The sequence below is a fragment of the Paraburkholderia sp. 35.1 genome, from assembly GCF_050436525.1.
Classification (GTDB): domain Bacteria; phylum Pseudomonadota; class Gammaproteobacteria; order Burkholderiales; family Burkholderiaceae; genus Paraburkholderia; species Paraburkholderia tuberum.
In genome coordinates, this window is the sequence record NZ_JBNDMJ010000001.1 from 452127 (window position 1) to 469256 (window position 17130).

Annotated in this window: 16 protein-coding genes and 1 pseudogene; 12 read left to right on the top strand and 5 right to left on the bottom strand. The window is 60.7% G+C overall.

Annotation, left to right across the window (positions count from 1 at the left end; all coding sequences use genetic code 11):
- Positions 1-17 precede the first annotated feature (17 nt).
- The 9 genes and pseudogenes from OKW27_RS02390 to OKW27_RS02430 form a co-directional block, all read left to right on the top strand.
- Complete coding sequence (locus OKW27_RS02390; protein WP_429332413.1) at positions 18-1673, top strand: fatty acyl-AMP ligase; 1656 nt, start codon at positions 18-20, stop codon at positions 1671-1673.
- Between the two features lie 15 nt (positions 1674-1688).
- On the top strand, positions 1689-2615 hold the full coding sequence (locus OKW27_RS02395; RefSeq protein ID WP_429332414.1) for an acyl-CoA desaturase: 927 nt from the start codon (positions 1689-1691) through the stop codon (positions 2613-2615).
- 8 nt (positions 2616-2623) lie between these two features.
- Positions 2624-2926 (top strand): acyl carrier protein, encoded by a 303-nt coding sequence (locus OKW27_RS02400; protein ID WP_184011839.1) that lies wholly within the window; start codon positions 2624-2626, stop codon positions 2924-2926.
- Positions 2919-3815, top strand: coding sequence for a class I SAM-dependent methyltransferase (locus OKW27_RS02405; RefSeq protein WP_429332415.1), 897 nt, complete (start codon positions 2919-2921; stop codon positions 3813-3815). The genes OKW27_RS02400 and OKW27_RS02405 overlap by 8 nt, the downstream gene beginning before the upstream one ends.
- Before the next feature lie 51 nt (positions 3816-3866).
- On the top strand, positions 3867-4529 hold the full coding sequence (locus OKW27_RS02410; RefSeq protein WP_429332416.1) for a 4'-phosphopantetheinyl transferase family protein: 663 nt from the start codon (positions 3867-3869) through the stop codon (positions 4527-4529).
- Entirely contained in the window at positions 4529-5368 is an 840-nt protein-coding gene (locus OKW27_RS02415) for an alpha/beta hydrolase (RefSeq protein ID WP_429332417.1), read from the top strand. Before OKW27_RS02410 ends, OKW27_RS02415 begins: the two co-directional genes overlap by 1 nt.
- 16 nt (positions 5369-5384) lie before the next feature.
- The gene (locus OKW27_RS02420; protein WP_184052544.1) at positions 5385-5804 is read left to right on the top strand and encodes a hypothetical protein; all 420 of its coding nucleotides are present in this window, start codon (positions 5385-5387) and stop codon (positions 5802-5804) included.
- On the top strand, positions 5801-6754 hold the full coding sequence (locus tag OKW27_RS02425) for a fatty acid desaturase (protein WP_429332418.1): 954 nt from the start codon (positions 5801-5803) through the stop codon (positions 6752-6754). The genes OKW27_RS02420 and OKW27_RS02425 overlap by 4 nt, the downstream gene beginning before the upstream one ends.
- A gap of 175 nt (positions 6755-6929) precedes the next feature.
- Positions 6930-7634, top strand: a pseudogene (locus OKW27_RS02430) (Tn3 family transposase); the annotation flags it as partial.
- Between the two features lie 19 nt (positions 7635-7653).
- Here the strand turns inward: OKW27_RS02430 and OKW27_RS02435 are convergent.
- Positions 7654-7884: a hypothetical protein gene (locus tag OKW27_RS02435; RefSeq protein ID WP_429332419.1), complete on the bottom strand. Its 231-nt coding sequence runs from the start codon at positions 7882-7884 to the stop codon at positions 7654-7656.
- A 99-nt stretch (positions 7885-7983) separates the two neighbouring features.
- Between OKW27_RS02435 and OKW27_RS02440 the strand changes: the two genes are divergently transcribed.
- Together OKW27_RS02440 and OKW27_RS02445 are read left to right on the top strand one after the other, a co-directional pair.
- Complete coding sequence (locus OKW27_RS02440; protein WP_429332420.1) at positions 7984-8631, top strand: response regulator; 648 nt, start codon at positions 7984-7986, stop codon at positions 8629-8631.
- 142 nt (positions 8632-8773) lie between these two features.
- Positions 8774-9805: an Acg family FMN-binding oxidoreductase gene (locus tag OKW27_RS02445; RefSeq protein WP_429332421.1), complete on the top strand. Its 1032-nt coding sequence runs from the start codon at positions 8774-8776 to the stop codon at positions 9803-9805.
- A 250-nt stretch (positions 9806-10055) separates the two neighbouring features.
- Here OKW27_RS02445 and OKW27_RS02450 read toward each other — a convergent pair whose 3' ends face one another.
- Positions 10056-10730 carry a zinc-dependent alcohol dehydrogenase family protein gene (locus tag OKW27_RS02450; RefSeq protein WP_244144774.1) on the bottom strand — a complete coding sequence of 225 codons (675 nt, stop codon included), beginning with the start codon at positions 10728-10730 and terminating at the stop codon, positions 10056-10058.
- Between the two features lie 205 nt (positions 10731-10935).
- Positions 10936-12969 (bottom strand): ATP-binding protein, encoded by a 2034-nt coding sequence (locus OKW27_RS02455; protein ID WP_429332422.1) that lies wholly within the window; start codon positions 12967-12969, stop codon positions 10936-10938.
- 259 nt (positions 12970-13228) lie between these two features.
- Between OKW27_RS02455 and OKW27_RS02460 the strand changes: the two genes are divergently transcribed.
- A complete protein-coding gene (locus OKW27_RS02460) occupies positions 13229-14347 on the top strand; it encodes a patatin-like phospholipase family protein (RefSeq protein WP_429332423.1) in 1119 nt (372 codons plus the stop codon).
- A gap of 132 nt (positions 14348-14479) precedes the next feature.
- Here the strand turns inward: OKW27_RS02460 and OKW27_RS02465 are convergent, their stop codons facing one another.
- Both OKW27_RS02465 and OKW27_RS02470 read right to left on the bottom strand, forming a co-directional pair.
- The gene (locus OKW27_RS02465; protein WP_429332424.1) at positions 14480-15685 is read right to left on the bottom strand and encodes an amino acid aminotransferase; all 1206 of its coding nucleotides are present in this window, start codon (positions 15683-15685) and stop codon (positions 14480-14482) included.
- A 44-nt stretch (positions 15686-15729) separates the two neighbouring features.
- On the bottom strand, positions 15730-17112 hold the full coding sequence (locus OKW27_RS02470) for an amino acid permease (RefSeq protein ID WP_429332425.1): 1383 nt from the start codon (positions 17110-17112) through the stop codon (positions 15730-15732).
- Positions 17113-17130 lie beyond the last annotated feature (18 nt).

A 17130-nucleotide genomic window follows, 5' to 3' on the forward strand; every position in this document is an offset into this window, starting at 1 on the left:
GTGGGTTGCCGGTGAACTTGAAACAGCTTGTTGAACAGAGAGCCGTCGAAGCCTCCGGCGAAATTGGATACCGGTTTTTGCCCAATGACCGAGACGAACTCTGCCTGACTTATGGACAGCTGTTTCGCCGCGTGCAGCAATTGGCGTCAGATATAAAATGCCACATTCCGGCTGGTCAGCGCGTATTGCTAATCTACCCTGCGGGCCTCGAGTTCATTTGCGCCTTCTACGCCTGCGTCTTGGCGGATGTGGTTGCCGTGCCGCTGCCGCTGCCGAAGGCGGACGACAAAATGCAACGGCTCGCGCATGTCATCCGCGACTGCGCGCCAGCGGCCATATTGTCCCAAACGGCGACTCTTGATCAAGTTCGCGCGTTACTTCCTGATCCGATGCAGGCAACCGTTGTCGCCACGGATATCGCATTTGAATGCGAGCAGACAATTGTCTCGCCGTGTAAAGCAGATCTTGAGGTCGCATTTCTGCAATACACATCAGGCAGCACCGGAAATCCGAAAGGCGTTATTGTCAGTCATGACAACCTGCTCGCCAATCTGAAGCAGATCGAACGCGCGTTCGGTCATACGCGCGATAGCTCGGGCGTTATCTGGTTGCCGCACTATCACGACATGGGATTGATCGGCGGCATACTGCAGCCGCTTTTCGTCGGTTTCCCTGTCACGCTGTTCAGCCCCATTTCATTCGTCCAGCGTCCTTTGCGATGGCTTCAGGCCATTCACAAATACCGTTCAACGACGAGTGGGGGGCCGAATTTTGCCTATGACCTCTGTCTCGCTAAGGCGGACAGCGCCAAGAGCTTGGGACTGGATTTGAGTAGTTGGGCTGTCGCCTTCATCGGAGCCGAACCGGTCAAGGCCGACACTCTGGATACATTCGCAGCTGCCTTTTCCGATGCTGGCTTCAGGCGATCCGCCTTCGTGCCCTGCTATGGACTAGCAGAAGCGACGTTATTGGTCGCCTCGGCGAATCGAGAGCGGCCCGCAGAGATCATCGAACCCACCGACGCCCGTATTTCCCGCACGCAGAGGTTCGCGCTTACCGCGAAAGATAGTCTTGTTTCGTCCGGCGTTGCGGCGGAGGGCACCGATGTGCGTATTGCACGTATCGACTCGGACGATCTGAGCGAGGACGGAGAGGTCGGTGAAATCGTAGTCCGGAGCCCCAGTGTTTCAAGTGGTTACTGGAACCGACGTACCGATGCGCCGCACGGGGGTCATCCACTCTCTATCCGCACCGGCGATTTGGGATTCCTGCTGGACTCCCAGCTTTTTGTCACGGGCCGATTGGTCGATCTGATCGTCATCAGAGGCAGAAACATTTTCCCGGAAGATATTGAGGCGACCGCCGAACAGGCCGAGCAGAGGCTCGCTCACGAATGCGCAGTGGCCTTTTGCGTCGAAGGCGATTCGGGCGAGGAAGTGGTGTTGGTGCAGGAAATCAGCGCCCGGACCTTGCGTTCCGTGGACTTGCGCGAGACACGAGAGCTCGTTTCGCACTTGGTTCTACAACACCACGGCGTCTGCCTGTCGGATTTTGTCCCTGTGAAGACTGGAAGCCTTGCGCGCACAAGCAGCGGAAAGATCAGCCGCTCCGCAACTCGGCAGTTGTACATGGCCAGAAAGCTTCGACCATTGACAACGTCAAAACTCGACTGAGGGAAATCAAAGATCATGGCGAAGATACTCATCGACAACCCCGTTCTGGCGCGCTCACAGCAACGTGTCGCGTTGATGACGGTCACCGTGCCGATGCTTGGCGCGGCTGCGGCTCTCTACTGGGCATTAACGCGCGGAATCAGCGTTACTACCGTCGCTGTCTGCGTTCCACTCTATCTACTGACTACAGCCGGATTGACGGTCGGATTCCACCGTCTGTTCACTCACAAGTCGTTCAAGCCGAACGTGCTCGTCAAAGCCGTACTGGCGATACTGGGCATGATGGCTGCGCAAGGTCCGTTGCTATTCTGGGTCGCAAGTCACCGCCGCCATCACGCGTTCAGCGATACCAGGGACGATTGCCACTCCCCCTGTACGCACGGCGCCGGGCTCTCGGGAACGATCAGGGGACTGTGGCATGCGCACTTCGGATGGATGCTTAAGACGGAGGTGACCAATGTCCCGATGTTTGCAAGGGACATATTGCAGGACGACCTGGTCATGTTGCTGAACCGCTACTACCTTCTGTGGGTCTTGCTTGGCTTGGCGATACCGGCTGGCGTGGGAGCGATCAGCCCCGGCGGTTGGGAAGGCGCCATGGAGGGCATTCTCTGGGGTGGGCTGTTCAGGATTTGCTTCGTTCATCAGATCACTTGGGGCTTGAACTCCCTCAATCACGTGTTCGGGCGCCGCAGGTACAAGAGCGAAGACAACAGCCGCAACATCGGCTGGCTCGCGCTGATCACGATGGGCGAAGGCTGGCATAACAATCATCATGCGTACCCTGGTTCGGCACGGTTTGGACACGCATGGTGGGAGCTGGATATCGGCTACGGCTTGATTCGCTTGCTCCAGCTCTGCGGCCTGTGTACCGACGTCTGTCTGCCCGATCGCAATGCACTAGCAAAAAAGCAAGCCGCCTCCTTTTCAAACGTCAACTAAGATTTGCTATGCACGATACCAACGCATCCATCGGACCAGCTATTCCGAACGAGAGCATCACGCAAGCCCAGTTGGAAGAATGGTTTGTGTCATATATCGCCGACCTGCGCGGCATGAAACGGGAGAAGATTTCCCGCACAGTTGTCCTGAGCAAGTACGGCCTCGATTCGGCCTCGGCGGTCGCGTTGAGCGGAGACTTGATGGATTGGCTGAAGTGCGACGTTGATCCCACGTTGCTTTACGAGTATCCGACGATCGAAAAAGCGGCCGCTTACCTAATGGAACGACATTCGGAGGCTCGCCGTGGCTGACAACCTGTGCTCCATTGTCCCGTCTTCTGCGGGCGCCTCCGAGCAAGCCATCCAAGCCCACTATGACGTCAGCAACGATTTCTATGCGCTGTGGCTTGATTCATCGATGGCGTATTCCTGCGCGCTGTGGGACGACGAAGACGCCGGCGACACGCTGCATCTCGCCCAATTGCGCAAGTTCGACTATCACCTGAGTGAAGCGCAAGCCCACGGCAGGGCGCGTTTACTGGACGTCGGATCGGGCTGGGGGGCACTGCTCGAACGCGCCGTCACGCATTACGGCGTTGGACACGCGGTCGGCCTGACACTGAGCCGTGCGCAGGCGGATTGGGTTGCTCAGTCGGCGTCCGAGCGTGTGTCGGTGCTGCTGGAGAGTTGGGCCGATCATGCGCCCGAGGCGTCCTACGACGCAATCGTCTCGATCGGCGCCTTCGAGCACTTCGCCAAAATCGGGCTACCCAAGGCCCAAAAAATCGAAGCGTACCGACGCTTCTTCAAGTGGTGCCACGAACACGCGAGCGACAACTGCACGCTGTCCCTGCAGTCCATCGTTTACGAAAACTACGACGAGCAAAATCCGAATCCGTTTGTCGAAGAGATATTTCCGGAATCTGAGCTTCCGCGCCTGTCGGAAATCCTGGCAGCGTGCGAGGGCCTGTTTGAAGTCACCCGGATGCGCAATGATCGGCACCACTACGCAAGAACGCTGCAGGTGTGGTACGCGAACCTGCGCAAGCACCGCGACGAGGCGATTGCGCAGGTCGGCGAAGCGGTCTACAAGAAGTACGAAAAGTATCTGGGCATATTTGTCGTGGGATTTCACACGGGAACAGTCAATCTCGCTCGCCTGACCGCGCGCAAGATCGCGTCCCCGAGCGTGGCACGATAGCTGCGATGAAATGCCATTCATCACTCGGTCCTATGCGGCCCGGGCACGTCCATGTCTGGCGTCGTCCCGCTGCGCGGCCGCATTCTTCCGGGAATGTTCAGGGATGGCCTGACGCATAGCGAGCGACGGACAGCGCGCAGCTACGTGGATGCCGCTGCCCGGACCGGATATCTTGCGTCCCGCTTCGCCGGTCGAAAGCTGGCATCGCACTATACCGGCGAGCGGGGGCGCGATATCGAACTGCGCAAGAACGCAACGGGCCAGCCACGGCTGGTACGACCGCGCGGAAAACGCCGTTACCCCGTTCATGTCAGCGTTTCACATTGCGTGCACAGCGTGGCGCTGGCGTTTTCCCGCACCGCGCGCATTGGCGTCGATATCGATTCGATCAGAGATTCACCTGCCTTCTCGTTGGCGTTGACTCGTCATTTCCAGGCGTCAGAACGTGCGCTGACTTCGCCGCTTCAAGTCTGGGAGTGCTGGACGCGCAAAGAGGCGCTCCTGAAAGCGCTCGGAACCGGGCTTCAAGGGCTGGCGACGCTACCGCCCCTTCCTTCCGACGAGAACATTGTGCATGTGGAACATGCTCGTTGGCTCGTGGTTTCGCTGCCTCCCCCGACCAACTGCGCGCTGGCCTGCGCTGCGGAAGGCGGCCCTTGGAACGTGACGCTGTTCACGCTGGACTCATTCACCAGGTTTCTTCGGAGACGCTAATGCAACTCAAATTCTTCCGATTGCTTTTCGCTCTTCTCGACGCGCTTTCTCCGCGCTTAGCCGCGCGCTTGGCTGTTTCCGTCTTCTACACGCCGCGACGTTATCCAGCAGCGAAGTGGGAGAGTACGGCGAGCGCATCTGGCAAGCCGGATAGTCTCCGGTTCGACGGCGAACATCTGGACGCCACGATCTGGGAAGGCAAAGGTCCCACAGTGCTACTGGTTCACGGCTGGCAAGGACGGCGCGGCCAGCTCGGAAAAATCGCACTCGAACTGCTAGATAGGGGCTACCGGGTCGTGACTTTCGACGGGCCGGCGCATGGCTCGTCAGCCAAGAAGCGGACGACCCTAGTCGAATTTTCCGAGGCCGTCGAGCACGCAGCCCGCCAATACGGTCCGCTTCATGGCATCGTCGGACATTCGTTCGGCGCGGCAGCCGTTGCGATCGCCATGCGAAAAGGCGTTCAGGCGCAGCGGGCCGTGCTGATCTCGTGCCCGTTTTCGCTGCGGCACGTGGTTGGCGGCTTTGCCCGATTCGTCCGCTTGCCGGGGCGCTCGCACGAGAAGATGTACCCGATTATGCAAGGCCTCCATCACTGCGCGGAGACCGAACTGTCCTTCGATACTATTGGCCCCGACTTGCGGACGCCCTGCCTGCTGATCCACGATGAATCCGACAAGTACATCCCCATCACCGATGGCGAGAAAGTCACACGCAGCATCGCCGGTGCCGAGTTGGTCCGCACCCGAACCTTGGGACATATGCGCATTTTGCAGGACGAGCGTGTCGTGCAACGGGTCGCCGATTTTGTCGCCCAGCCGGTCTGCCAAACTTCGTGACAGTCTAGGCGACTCGATGACAATAACTCAATCGGAACAGATCTACCTGAGCTCGGGTCTGGTGCTTTTTTGCGCAGGCACGCTGCTGGGCATTCCCCACGGGCGCTCGAAACGCCGGGGTGACGCAAAGAACACCGAGCTTTGGCGAATCGCGCATCTGTCCACCTGTGTCGGTGGCGTTTCCGTGCTTGCGTTGGCGATGGCGCTACCACGGCTTTTCGGCGGCAACGCCGGCTACATCTTGGCGCCGTTCGCCCTGTCGGCGTACTGCTTTTTCATCGCGTGCACGCTAAGCGGATGGCTCAACAAATCCTGGGATGACGACCGCAGTGAACCTGGCACCGCGCCAGTCTATTGGCTACAGATCGCTGCTTCGATCTTGTCCGTCATTGCCGTGTCCGTCACCTTACCCATGTTGATCTGGAGCGTGCTGTGACAAATGACACAACCTTCGATCATGGCGAAGTCATTGTCCTGCGTGGACGCGCTTATCTGGGACGTCTCGCCTACTTTGGGCTGACTATTGCACTCGTCCTGGCCGGCACCGGCGTTGCCATTCAACGCCTCGCCCTGTCGCCATGGGACGCGCTATACGTGTTACCGGTTGCGTTTATCGCCACCGCGCTCGGTGCGAACACGGGCTATCACATGTACTTCGTGCATCGGTCGTTCACGACAACGCCGTTCGTTCGCGGTTTTCTGGCCATGGTCGGCACGCTCCTTTGCCAAGACTCGATCGTGCAATGGGTAGCCAATCACAAGCGGCACCATCGTCATGTCGATATTCCTGGCAAAGATCCCCATACGCCTAGACGATTTGGCTGCGGGCGTGTGACGGTGCTAACCATCGGACTTTGGTGGGCGTCGATGGGATGGAAGTTCGACCGAGTGCTGACGGCAAAACGGTTCTATGCGAGCGACTTGCTGGACGACCCGCTCGTGCGCTGGTACGACAAGCACTTCGTTGCCCTGTCATATGGCGGCTTCGTTTTGCCGTTCCTACTCGGATGCATCCTTGGCGGGGTCGACCTCGGGGTGAAATGGTTTGCCTACTTCGGGGCACTACGCGTTTTTATCGGGTACTTCTTCACGGAATTTGTGGTCAATGGTCTGTGTCACGCAGTCGGATCCGCCAAATTCCGGACCGGGGGGGCGTCGACCAATTTGCCGTTCCTGTCTCCGCTGACCCTTGGCGCCACGCTGCATCACAATCATCATGCTTTTCCGCGTGTTCTGTCGCCGGCGATCGACCGCGAAATCGATCCGATGAAGCGATTCTACTGGCTGCTTCAGAGGCTGGGGATCATCGTCATCGCTTCCGGCCCGACGTCAGATCAAATTCAGGAAAAGCGCATTTCAATTGACAGGTGCATCAAGAAACTCTGATGGCTTTGTTGCAGTAAGACTCAACGAGCGAGCGGAATAGATATGCGACGTACTTATATTGCGAGATCGTAGGATTTTTCAGCGGCGGACGAATGGGTCCGCGAGCACATTGCATCTGTCCTTATATCGAACGCCTTGACGAACTTCGCCGGCATCAACTTTACCTGCTGGCCCATCGCAAAGCGGTCCGGTCTTCGGTCTGTCGTACGTGGTGGGTATCAACCTGATGCCGCGCATGTGCAACATCAAGGATCTCGTGCTGTACAAGGCTGACCGGCGGCGCAAATACAAGCACATCGACAGCTTGTGCCGTCAGGCGATTGACTGGGCACTGATCGAACGTCACTGTACCGACATGATGCGCGTTGCAGTGTCGATCTAGGCAGGCAAGATGACGCCGTCGACGATCCTGCGCCGCCTAGGATCGGAGAGCACGAAAAACAAGCTCTACTTCGCATTCCGGGAGCTGGGGCGCGTGATCCGGACGCTGTTCCTGCTGAAATATCTCAATGAACCGGACCTGCGGCGCATGATTCACGCGGCGACCAACAAGAGCGAGCAGTTCAATGACTTCGCTCAATGGCTGATGTTCGGTGGCGATGGCGTGATCGCCGAAAACGTCCGACACGAGCAGCGCAAGGTGATCAAGTACAACTACCTCGTCGCGAACATGGTGATCCTGTACAACGTGCAGTGGATGTCGCGCAAGTTGAAGGAACTACAGCAGAAGGGGCATCCGGTCGATGCCGAGGTCCTCAAGGTGCTGTCGCCGTACCGGCGCGAGCACATCAACCGGTTCGGCGACTATCTGCTGGATCTCTTGCGCTCCGTCCCGCCGCTCGATCCATCGATTGATTTTGCATTCAAATCAGCAGCTTAGATTGAGACGTGGCGGATTTTTAATGAATCCCGGCCAAGCCTCGTCCTTCCGCCTCGTTCAGGAAGCGCTGAATAAAGTCGCCGCCAGGCGAAGGCGAAACACGGCCGAAGTGACATCTCACACAAACGGCCCGACTGCCCGCCACGGATAGCGGATAATGGATCGTGAACGAGACGCCGATCGCGAGACGGTTTGAGCCGGCGGTCACGAAATGCCGTTCGGATTGATCGGCGTGCGCGAACACGCCCATGCTCGGCGACTCCATCCAGATCGATACAGCGCAAAGCGCCGATTTCGCGATTGCGGTCAGGTTTCCCTGGCAATGGATGCAACCGGGAGAGATCACCCCATGATCAAGGTGTTGCTGGCCGACGACCACACGCTCGTACGCGACGGACTGCGCCATATCCTGCAGCAGGCGAGCGGCTTCGAAGTGGCCGGCGAAGCTTGCGACAGCGCGACGACGATCGCGCTGATTCGCGCGACGCAGGCCCACGTGCTCGTGCTCGACCTGTCGATGCCGGGGCGCAATGGCATTGAACTGATCAAGCAGATCAAGGAGGAAAAACCCGGCCTGCGGATTCTGGTGCTGACGATGCACGCCGAGCAGCAATACGCGGTGCGCGCGTTCAAGGCGGGCGCGTCCGGCTATCTGACCAAGGAAAGCGCGAGCGCGGAACTGGTCGGCGCGGTGACGAAAGTCGCGTCAGGGGGCGTTTATGTCAGCCTCGCGATGGCCGAACGCTTTGCCCAGAACCTGAACGAGCCTGCCGACGCGCTGCCGCACCAGCGGCTGTCCGATCGCGAATTCGACGTGTTCCGGCGCCTGGTCGAAGGCGAGAGCATCACCGAGATCGCCAACGAACTATGCGTCAGCGTGAAGACGATCAGCACACACAAGACGCGCATCCTCGAAAAAATGCAGATGCCGAACGAGAACGGGCTGGTTCGCTATGCGATCCGCCATAAGCTGTTCGACGACGAAAACGACCTGTAGCGCTTCTGCGCTGCGAGACCCGCGCAAAGCGTACGCGAGACATCTGAAACGTCGACCTGCCACAAACCTGCCACGGTACCCGGCGACACGATGACGACACGAACCGCGTGCTCGCGGGAACGATCCGAAAGGAGACTTCGAGATGAACGATGCCGCCCAACATGACGCGTGGGAAATCGGCGAACCGCACTTCCACGCCTCCACGCCACTGGAACAGCAGCTGCGCTTTGCGCTGCATTATGCGGTGCTCGCGCCGTCGAATCACAACACGCAACCGTGGCGGTTCATCGTCGACGGCGAGACCGTACAGATCTGCGCCGACCGCATGCGCGCGCTTCCCGTGGTCGATCCTTTCGATCGCGAACTTCTGATGAGCTGCGGCGCGGCGTTGCTCAATCTTCGCGTGGCGCTGTGCCGTCTCGGTCTCGCTTATGCGATCACGCTGTTTCCATCGGAAGCCGACCCCGACATCGTGGCGCTCGTGCGCGTGTCGCGCGACGGGCGTCGCGATCCCCACCTGCGCGAACTCTTCGACGCGCTGACGGCGCGCGTGACGACGCGTGCGCCGTTCGCCGACGAAGCCGTTCCGGCCGCACTGCAACGCAAGCTCAGCGACGCCTGCGACGACGAGGGCGCGATTGCCTGTTGCGTGGAGCAAACGACCGCACGCGAGGCGCTTGCGCAACTGATCGCCGACGCCGATCACGCGCAGTTCGCGGACCCACGCTTCCGTCGCGAGCTCGCCAGCTGGATCCACCCGCGCCGGCGCGACGATGGCATGCCGGCTTACGGTACCGCTGTCGGAGCATTGCTCGACTTCGCGGCGCCGCTCGTCAGCCTGGCCGTCCGCGTATTCGATGTGGGCGCGGGACAGCCCGCTACGCATCAGCACCTCGTGCAAGGCTCGCCGCTGATGGTCGGCATCGCCACGATGCGCGACGACCGCGAGGCATGGCTCGCGGCGGGACAGGCGCTCCAGCGGATGCTGCTGGTCGCGGCATCCGCGGGACTGACCGCTTCCTACCTGAACCAGCCGATCGAAGTGGACCCGCTGCGCGAGCGGCTCCGGACGCTGCTGGGAACGGAGGCGATTCCGCAGCTTCTGCTCCGCGTCGGCCGCGGCCCGCGCGTCAGTCATGCGCCGAGGCGGCCGCTGGCCGATGTGGTGTCCTGACACGCGTGAGTCCGGGCACGCGTGGAAACGGTACCGATGGGCCCGTGATGAAGGTCGCGCGACAGCCAGACCAACGCCGGCATGCGCGATGCGACCGAAGAATCGCCATGTCATGCGCTACCCCAATGCCGCCACATGCTGAATGAACTGGAACTCAGCACTTCGCGATGCCGCGCTTGAGCGAACGCGGCCAGCAACAATATCAAGCGGAAAAGCAGCGCGTTGCCTCACCTCAATGTCGGTTCGCGGGCTACACCGTTACCACGATCTTTCCGAACTGCCCGTTGGTTTCGAGGTAGCGGTGCGCGTCGACGATCTCGTCGAACCCAAAGGTGCGATCGATGACCGGCTTCAGCGAGCCGCTTTCGAGCCCCTTGAGCACGAACTCCACCGCAGCCTTTCGGCGCGTCGGGTCGCCACTCGTCAGCCAGATGTTGTGCGCCTTCACGGAAATCATTTTGGCGATCATCGGCAGCACGGGCAGCGTCGTGGCACGTTCGTCGAGCGCGCCGTACAGATATGCGATCCCCTGGAAGGACAGCGCCCAGACCAGTTTCGCGAAGTTCGGGCCGCCGACCGGATCGAAAGCGACGCGAGCCCCCTTTCCATCCGTGATCCGCATGATCGCTTCGACAAGGTCCGACTCGTCCGTCACGACCACGTGTGCGGCACCCGCGTCGAGCAACTGCTGTCGCTTGCCGGCATGGCGCGTGACCGCGATCGACGTCGCCCCCGCGTAATTCGCTAGCTGGATCGCTGCCAGTCCAACGCTGCTCGAAGCGGCCGGTATGACGACATAGTCGCCGGCGCCCACCTTCGCATCTTCGATCAGCGCGCCATATGCGGTGACGAACATCATCCACACCGACGCGGCCTCGGCGAAGGAAAGAGATTTCGGGTGCCTGACGACTGCATGGTCCGGCACGATGATGACTTCGCCCTAGGTGAAGTACTGATTCATCGAGAACGACGGGATCACATTGACCTCGTCTCCGGGCGCGAAACCGCCGACGCCCTCGCCCACCACGCCGTTCCCGCGAGGGAATTCGACTGATAAGCGGGGAAATCCTAACAGTGCTTTTCGTCGTCGCCCCAGAACGCCGCCTCGCACAAAGAGGGTCGATCGAAAACTACGCGGTGGACGGATTTTCGCTGGTCATTCGCCTGATGATCGCAAGCAGTTCTTCGATATCGACGGGTTTGACGAGATGACTATCACACCCCGCTCCCGCTGAGCGAGTCACGTCCTCAGGCTGTCCGTATCCGGACACGGCGACGATTTCAAGGCGCTTGCCGGCCGCCTGACGATCCCTCAGCCGACGCGCAACCTCATAGCCGCTGATTCCCGGCAGACCAAGATCAAGGAAAACGATCTGCGGCTCGAAGGCAGCGGCAATCTGAAGCGCTTCTTCCCCGCTGTGTGCGGTGCGCACATCGTGCGCGTCGAGAATCATTGCGAGCGACAGCGCGGCATCGCTGTTATCGTCGACGATCAGAACACGCAATGGGTCGGACGGCGGTCGACCTGCTTCGGCACCGTCCTTCGCCTGCTGGTTGCTGCCCTGGCAAACGGGTAGACGTATTTCGAATTCACTGCCTCTGTTCTTGCCTTCGCTCCTGGCGACAATGGTCCCGCCGTGCATCTCGGTCAGCGTCTTGCACACCGAGAGCCCGATCCCAAGACCACCCCTGGACGGCTCGCCGTGGCAGGAACCCTGTACGAACAGATCGAACACGTGAGGCAGTGCGTCGCCCGAAATACCCGTGCCCGTGTCCGACACGGTAACGGATACCTCCTGACCGACGAGCGTCGCGCATACGACGATCCGGCCGCCCTCGTCGGTGTATTTGATTGCGTTATCCAGCAGATTGGAAAATGTCTGGGTGATCCGCGCCGGGTCACCGTGGACGTACACTGGGTGCGCGAGCGGCAGACGCACGATGTCGTGATGCCGCTGCAACGCAGCCGGCATCGTGATCTCGAGAGCGTGGTCGAGTGCCAGCCTGATATCGAAGACCTCGCGCTTCAACTCGATCTTGCCGGTGGTGATCCTCGATACATCGATCAGGTCGTCGATCAGATGCGACAGGTGGCCGGTCTGGCGTTCGATCACATTGCGCAGCCATTCACGTTTGGCGGGATCGGCTCCCGCGCCGTGGCCCAGCAGATGCGCGGCGTTACGCACGGGCGCCAACGGGTTGCGCAGCTCGTGCGCGAGCGTGGCCAGAAAGATGTCCTTGCGGCGATCGGCGTCCTGCAATTTCGCCTCCGCGTCGGTCCGCTCCGTCACGTCGCACAAGCTGCCAATGAACGTGTAATCGTCCTGCTGAACGGGCGGACGCAGATACCCGAACATTTCGACGGTCCTGAGCGCGCGGTCGGTTACGCGGTGCAGCCGGAACGCGACATGCACCGGCTCGCCGGAGACCAGCCGGGACTGAAAATGGCATTTCAGCAGTTCGACATCGTCGGGATGAACGACCGACGTTATGAACTCGGTTTCCGTCAACGGTCCCCTCTCCTCGGGCTGCCCGGTGATTTCGTACATCTGGCGGTTTTCCCACACGCCTTGTCGCGAGGCGCCACACCACTCGAAGATGCCGATGCCGGCCGCGCTCGTCGCGACACGCAGCCGCTCCTCGGTGAGCTTCAGCGCGGTCAGCGCCGTGTGCAGGCTGTCCTGCGCCGCCGCCACCTCGGCCGCCTGACGTTGCATTTGCGCCTCGATGGCGTTTTCGATCATCGCGCGAAACGTGCGCTCGACGATGTCGTGTGCCCGTATGTGAACGTCGACGGAAGCCGCAACCGGACCGAAATACGCGCGGATCTCGTCTTTCAGAAAGCGCTGCATCAGATCGATGTTGCGAAACAGATCCGTGACCCGCCAGCCCTCTGGCCAGAACCTGCCGGGATGCGCGACAGCCACATGCGCGGATAGTGACGCGTCGCTCTCGGCGACCAGCAGGGCAGCGCATACTTCGGCCAGCATATAGGCGAAACAGTCCATGAGTCCCTGCCCGCTGTCCGCATCGGTGTGCGCGGCCTGCTCCGAGGTCTCGGCGATCCAGCGATGCATCAATTGCTCACGGGTACGCCCCAGCCTGCGCGCCAGCCCGTTTAGCGTGATCGCGCCTCGGGAATCCAGATCGAGATGCCGTTTCATCCAGGTACCCCCGGACGAAAGCTGTGAGCCCGCGATGCCTTCCCGGCACACCGGTTTGTGTCAGTCAACCTCTTTGTCATGGACCGTTTTAGTAGGTTACGCAGCGCGCGCTTATAAATAGTATCGCAGCATCCAGGGCGATCCGCCATGGCATGCGGGACAGGACGAACCATTAAAGGCTCGACGTTTCCGACGCAAGTATCCTCGCGTGCGCGTAAGATTGCCGGGAACGCGATGAAGACGCGAAGGAGCCATGGCGATGGAGGAACCCCGGAACCCGACGCGACAGAACGGCCCCAAGGTCGCGTTTGCCCTGCAAGGCGGCGGTTCGCACGGCGCCTTCACGTGGGGTGTGCTCGACCGTCTGCTGGAGGCTTCGTCGCAGGCAACCCCGCTCGATATCGCGGCGATCAGCGGCGCAAGCGCGGGCGGAATCAATGCGACGCTGTGCGCGGCGGGTCTCGCAACCAGCGGCGCACCGAAAGCACGCGAGATGCTGCGCGCCTTCTGGGAAGCGGTATCGCGCGCCGGTGCGCTGGCGGGCAACGCGCTCCTCGGCTTTTCCGAACCCGGCCCATTCGGCGGCTGGAATATCGACTGGAATCCCGCCGCCATCATGCTGGAGGCCGTGGGACTCGTCGCTTCGCCTTATGGCAATCCGTTTTACCGCGATCCGCTCGGGCCGGTGATTCGTTCCGCCCTCCCCGAACAGGATCTCACCGCGCTCAATACCACGCGCGATGGCCCGCAACTGTTCATTTGCGCAACCGACGTACGAACCAACCAACGCGCAATCTTCACCCGCCCCGAGATTTCCATTGACGTATTGCGCGCTTCCGCATGCCTGCCGAGCGAGTTTCGCACCATCAGCGTGGGCGGCATACCGTACTGGGATGGCGGCTATCTGGGCAACCCGCCTTTGGCGCCGTTGATCGCCCATGCCCAAGACCTGATTCTCGTTCTCGCGAATCCGTTCGTGCGCCACGACATGCCGCCTAAAGACGCGCGCGGCATTCTCGACCGGCTCAATGAAATCGGTTTCAACGCGTCCGTCGTACTGGAGATCAACGCGATCGAAGCGGTCAACCGTGTGCTCGACTCGGTCGGCGAGGAAGCGGCGCGCAAAAGCCGCTTCAAGCCCGTCAGGTTTCACCTGATTCGCGACGACGATTTTCTCGCGAAGTTCGGTTTTGTTTCCAAGAGCAGCACGTCCTGGTCATTGCTCAAAACGCTCTTCGAGCGTGGCCGCGAAGTGGCGAACGTATGGCTCGAGAACGACTACGCGAAACTCGGGCAAGCGTCTTCGCTCGACGTCAAGGGTTCGTTGCTCGATCCGACGCTCAAGCACAGCGGCAACGCGAGCGCGCGACGAAACTGAAAAGGACGATTTCCATGCCGCGCACCGCATCGAGAGCGCTAGCGACGGCTTCGACGTCGGTCTGGAACCGATCCGCCATCGCGCGCACGTTAGCCGGACTGATCGCGTGTCCAGGCTTGCGGCAGTAGTCTCTCAATCGCCTGCCCGCGAGATGACCATCGCGATGGCCTCCGCAGCCGTCGCAACGTTGTTGTCATTGAGCGCGGCGACGCACATGCGCCCGGACCGGATCAAGTAGACGCCGTGCCGTTCGCGCAGCGTGTCGACCTGGTCTGCCGACAAGCCGGTGTACGTGAACATACCGCGCTGCTCGAGGTAGCGCGCGAGCATCGTGTCCGGCACCTTGCCGCGCAGGCGTTCATGGATCTCCGCACGCATACGCATGATGCGCCGGCACATCGATGCAAGCTCTTGTTGCCATGATTGCCGCATTGCCGGTGTCGTCAGCACGCGCGCTACGATCTTTGCGCCGTGCGTCGGCGGATTGCTGTAGTTCGCGCGCACAGCGCTCGTCAATTGACCCAATACGCGCCCGGCAACATCCGGCGACTCGCAAATCACCGACAGTCCGCCGCACCGCTCGCCATACAGCGAGAAGTTCTTCGAGAATGAATTGGCCACCAACGCCGGCACGTTCTGGCGCACGAGTTCGCGAATCGCAAATGCGTCCGCGTCAATGCCCGCGCCGAAGCCCTGATACGCCATGTCGATGAATGGCAGCAGGGTCCGCTTCCTGATGACCTCGATCAGTTGCACCCATTGCGCGTCGTTCAGATCGACGCCCGTCGGGTTGTGACAGCACGCGTGCAACAGGACGACGCTGCGCGCCGGCAGCGCGTCGATGGCCGACAGCATCTCTTCGAACTTGAGCCCGCCGCTCGATTCGTCGTAGTACGGGTACGTGTCGACTTCGAATCCCGCGCGCTCGAAGATGAAACGGTGGTTTTCCCACGTCGGATCGCTGACCCATACCCGTGAGCCCGCAAAATAGCGCTTGATGAAATCCGCACCGACCTTGAGCGCGCCCGAGCCGCCCAAGGTCTGCACAGTCGCGATGCGCCCCTCGGTACGTGCGGGCGAGTCGTCGCCGAACACTAACGATTGCACGGCATCGCGGTAGTGGGCGAAGCCCGCCATCGGCAGGTACGGCTTTGGACCGAGCTCGGCGAGCAGTTGTCCTTCGGCCTCGCGTACGGCTTGCATCACCGGTAAGCGGCCTTGATCGTCGTAATAGATGCCGATGCTCAGATTGACCTTATGGTCGCGCGAATCCTTCGCGAAGTTCTCGTTCAAGGTGAGTATCGGGTCGCCCGCATAGGCATCGATGTGTTCAAACATGCTGGTTCCCTGGATTAGGCCAAATGGTTGCAGAAACGCGGTGCCTAGCGCATCGGCACACCAACTGGTACGGAGGCGTCCGCGCGTCGATTGCGCAAGCGATAGCCGACGCCCAGCGCAACGAGCCAAACGGGGATCAGGTAGACCGACATGCGCAGATCCGGTATCAGCCACATCACCACCAGAATGCCGCCAAGGAACACCAGACACAGATAGTTGGTAAGCGGATAGCCCAGGCTGCGGAATACGGTCGTCTCACCGGCTCGCGCTTTCGCAGCGCGGAATCGCAAATGAATGATGCTGATCATTGCCCAGTTGATGATGAGCGCCGAGACGACGAGCCCCATCAGCAATTGAAATGCCTTGCCGGGCATCAGGTAGTTGATCACCACGCAGGTGGCCGTCGCCACGGCGGAAACACCCAGCGCGACGAGCGGAATCCCGCGGGCGTTCACCTTCAGCAGAGCGCGCGGCGCATTGCCCTGGCCTGCGAGGCCGTAAAGCATGCGGCTGTTGCAGTAGACGCCGCTGTTGTACACCGACAGCGCGGCGGTGAGCACCACCGCATTGAGCACGTTGGCGACGAAGTTGCTATTCATCGCGTGAAAGATCAGCACGAACGGACTACCGCCCGTAACGACTTTTTCCCACGGATACAGCGACAGCAGCACGCCGAGTGCGCCGACGTAGAAAATCAGGATCCGGTAGATCACCTGGTTGGTCGCGCGCGGGATGGTGTGCGAAGGATCTTCCGCCTCGGCGGCCGTAATGCCGACGAGTTCCAGTCCACCGAACGAGAACATAATGACAGCCATCGCCATCACGAGGCCCGACACGCCGTTCGGAAAGAAGCCGCCGTGGCGCCAGAGATTGGCCACGCCCGCGTCAGGGCCTGCGTGGCCCGAAATCAACAGATAGCCGCCGAAGCCGATCATGCCGACGATCGCCGCGACCTTGACGATCGAGAACCAGAACTCGAGCTCGCCGTACGACTTCACGCTGGTGAGGTTGATCGCGTTGATGACGCAAAAGCAGACGAGCGCGGAGACCCACGTGGGCAGACCGGGCCACCAGTACTGCATGTAGATGCCAACGGCCGACAGTTCTGCCATTGACACGAGAACGTACAGCACCCAGTAGTTCCAGCCGGACACGAAGCCGGAGAATTGGCCGCAGTATTTGCCTGCGAAGTAGCTGAAGGATCCCGCAACCGGCTCGTCGACGACCATTTCGCCGAGTTGCCGCATGATGAAGAAGGCGACGATGCCCGCGATCGCGTACCCGAGCAACACGGACGGTCCTGCCGTCTTGATGGTCTGCGCGATGCCGAGAAAGAGGCCGGTGCCGATTGCGCCTCCTAGCGCGATCAACTGAATGTGACGATTTTTCAGGCCGCGCTGTAGCGTGCCTTGTTGCTGGTGTGCCACGATGTTGTCTCCTGTGTC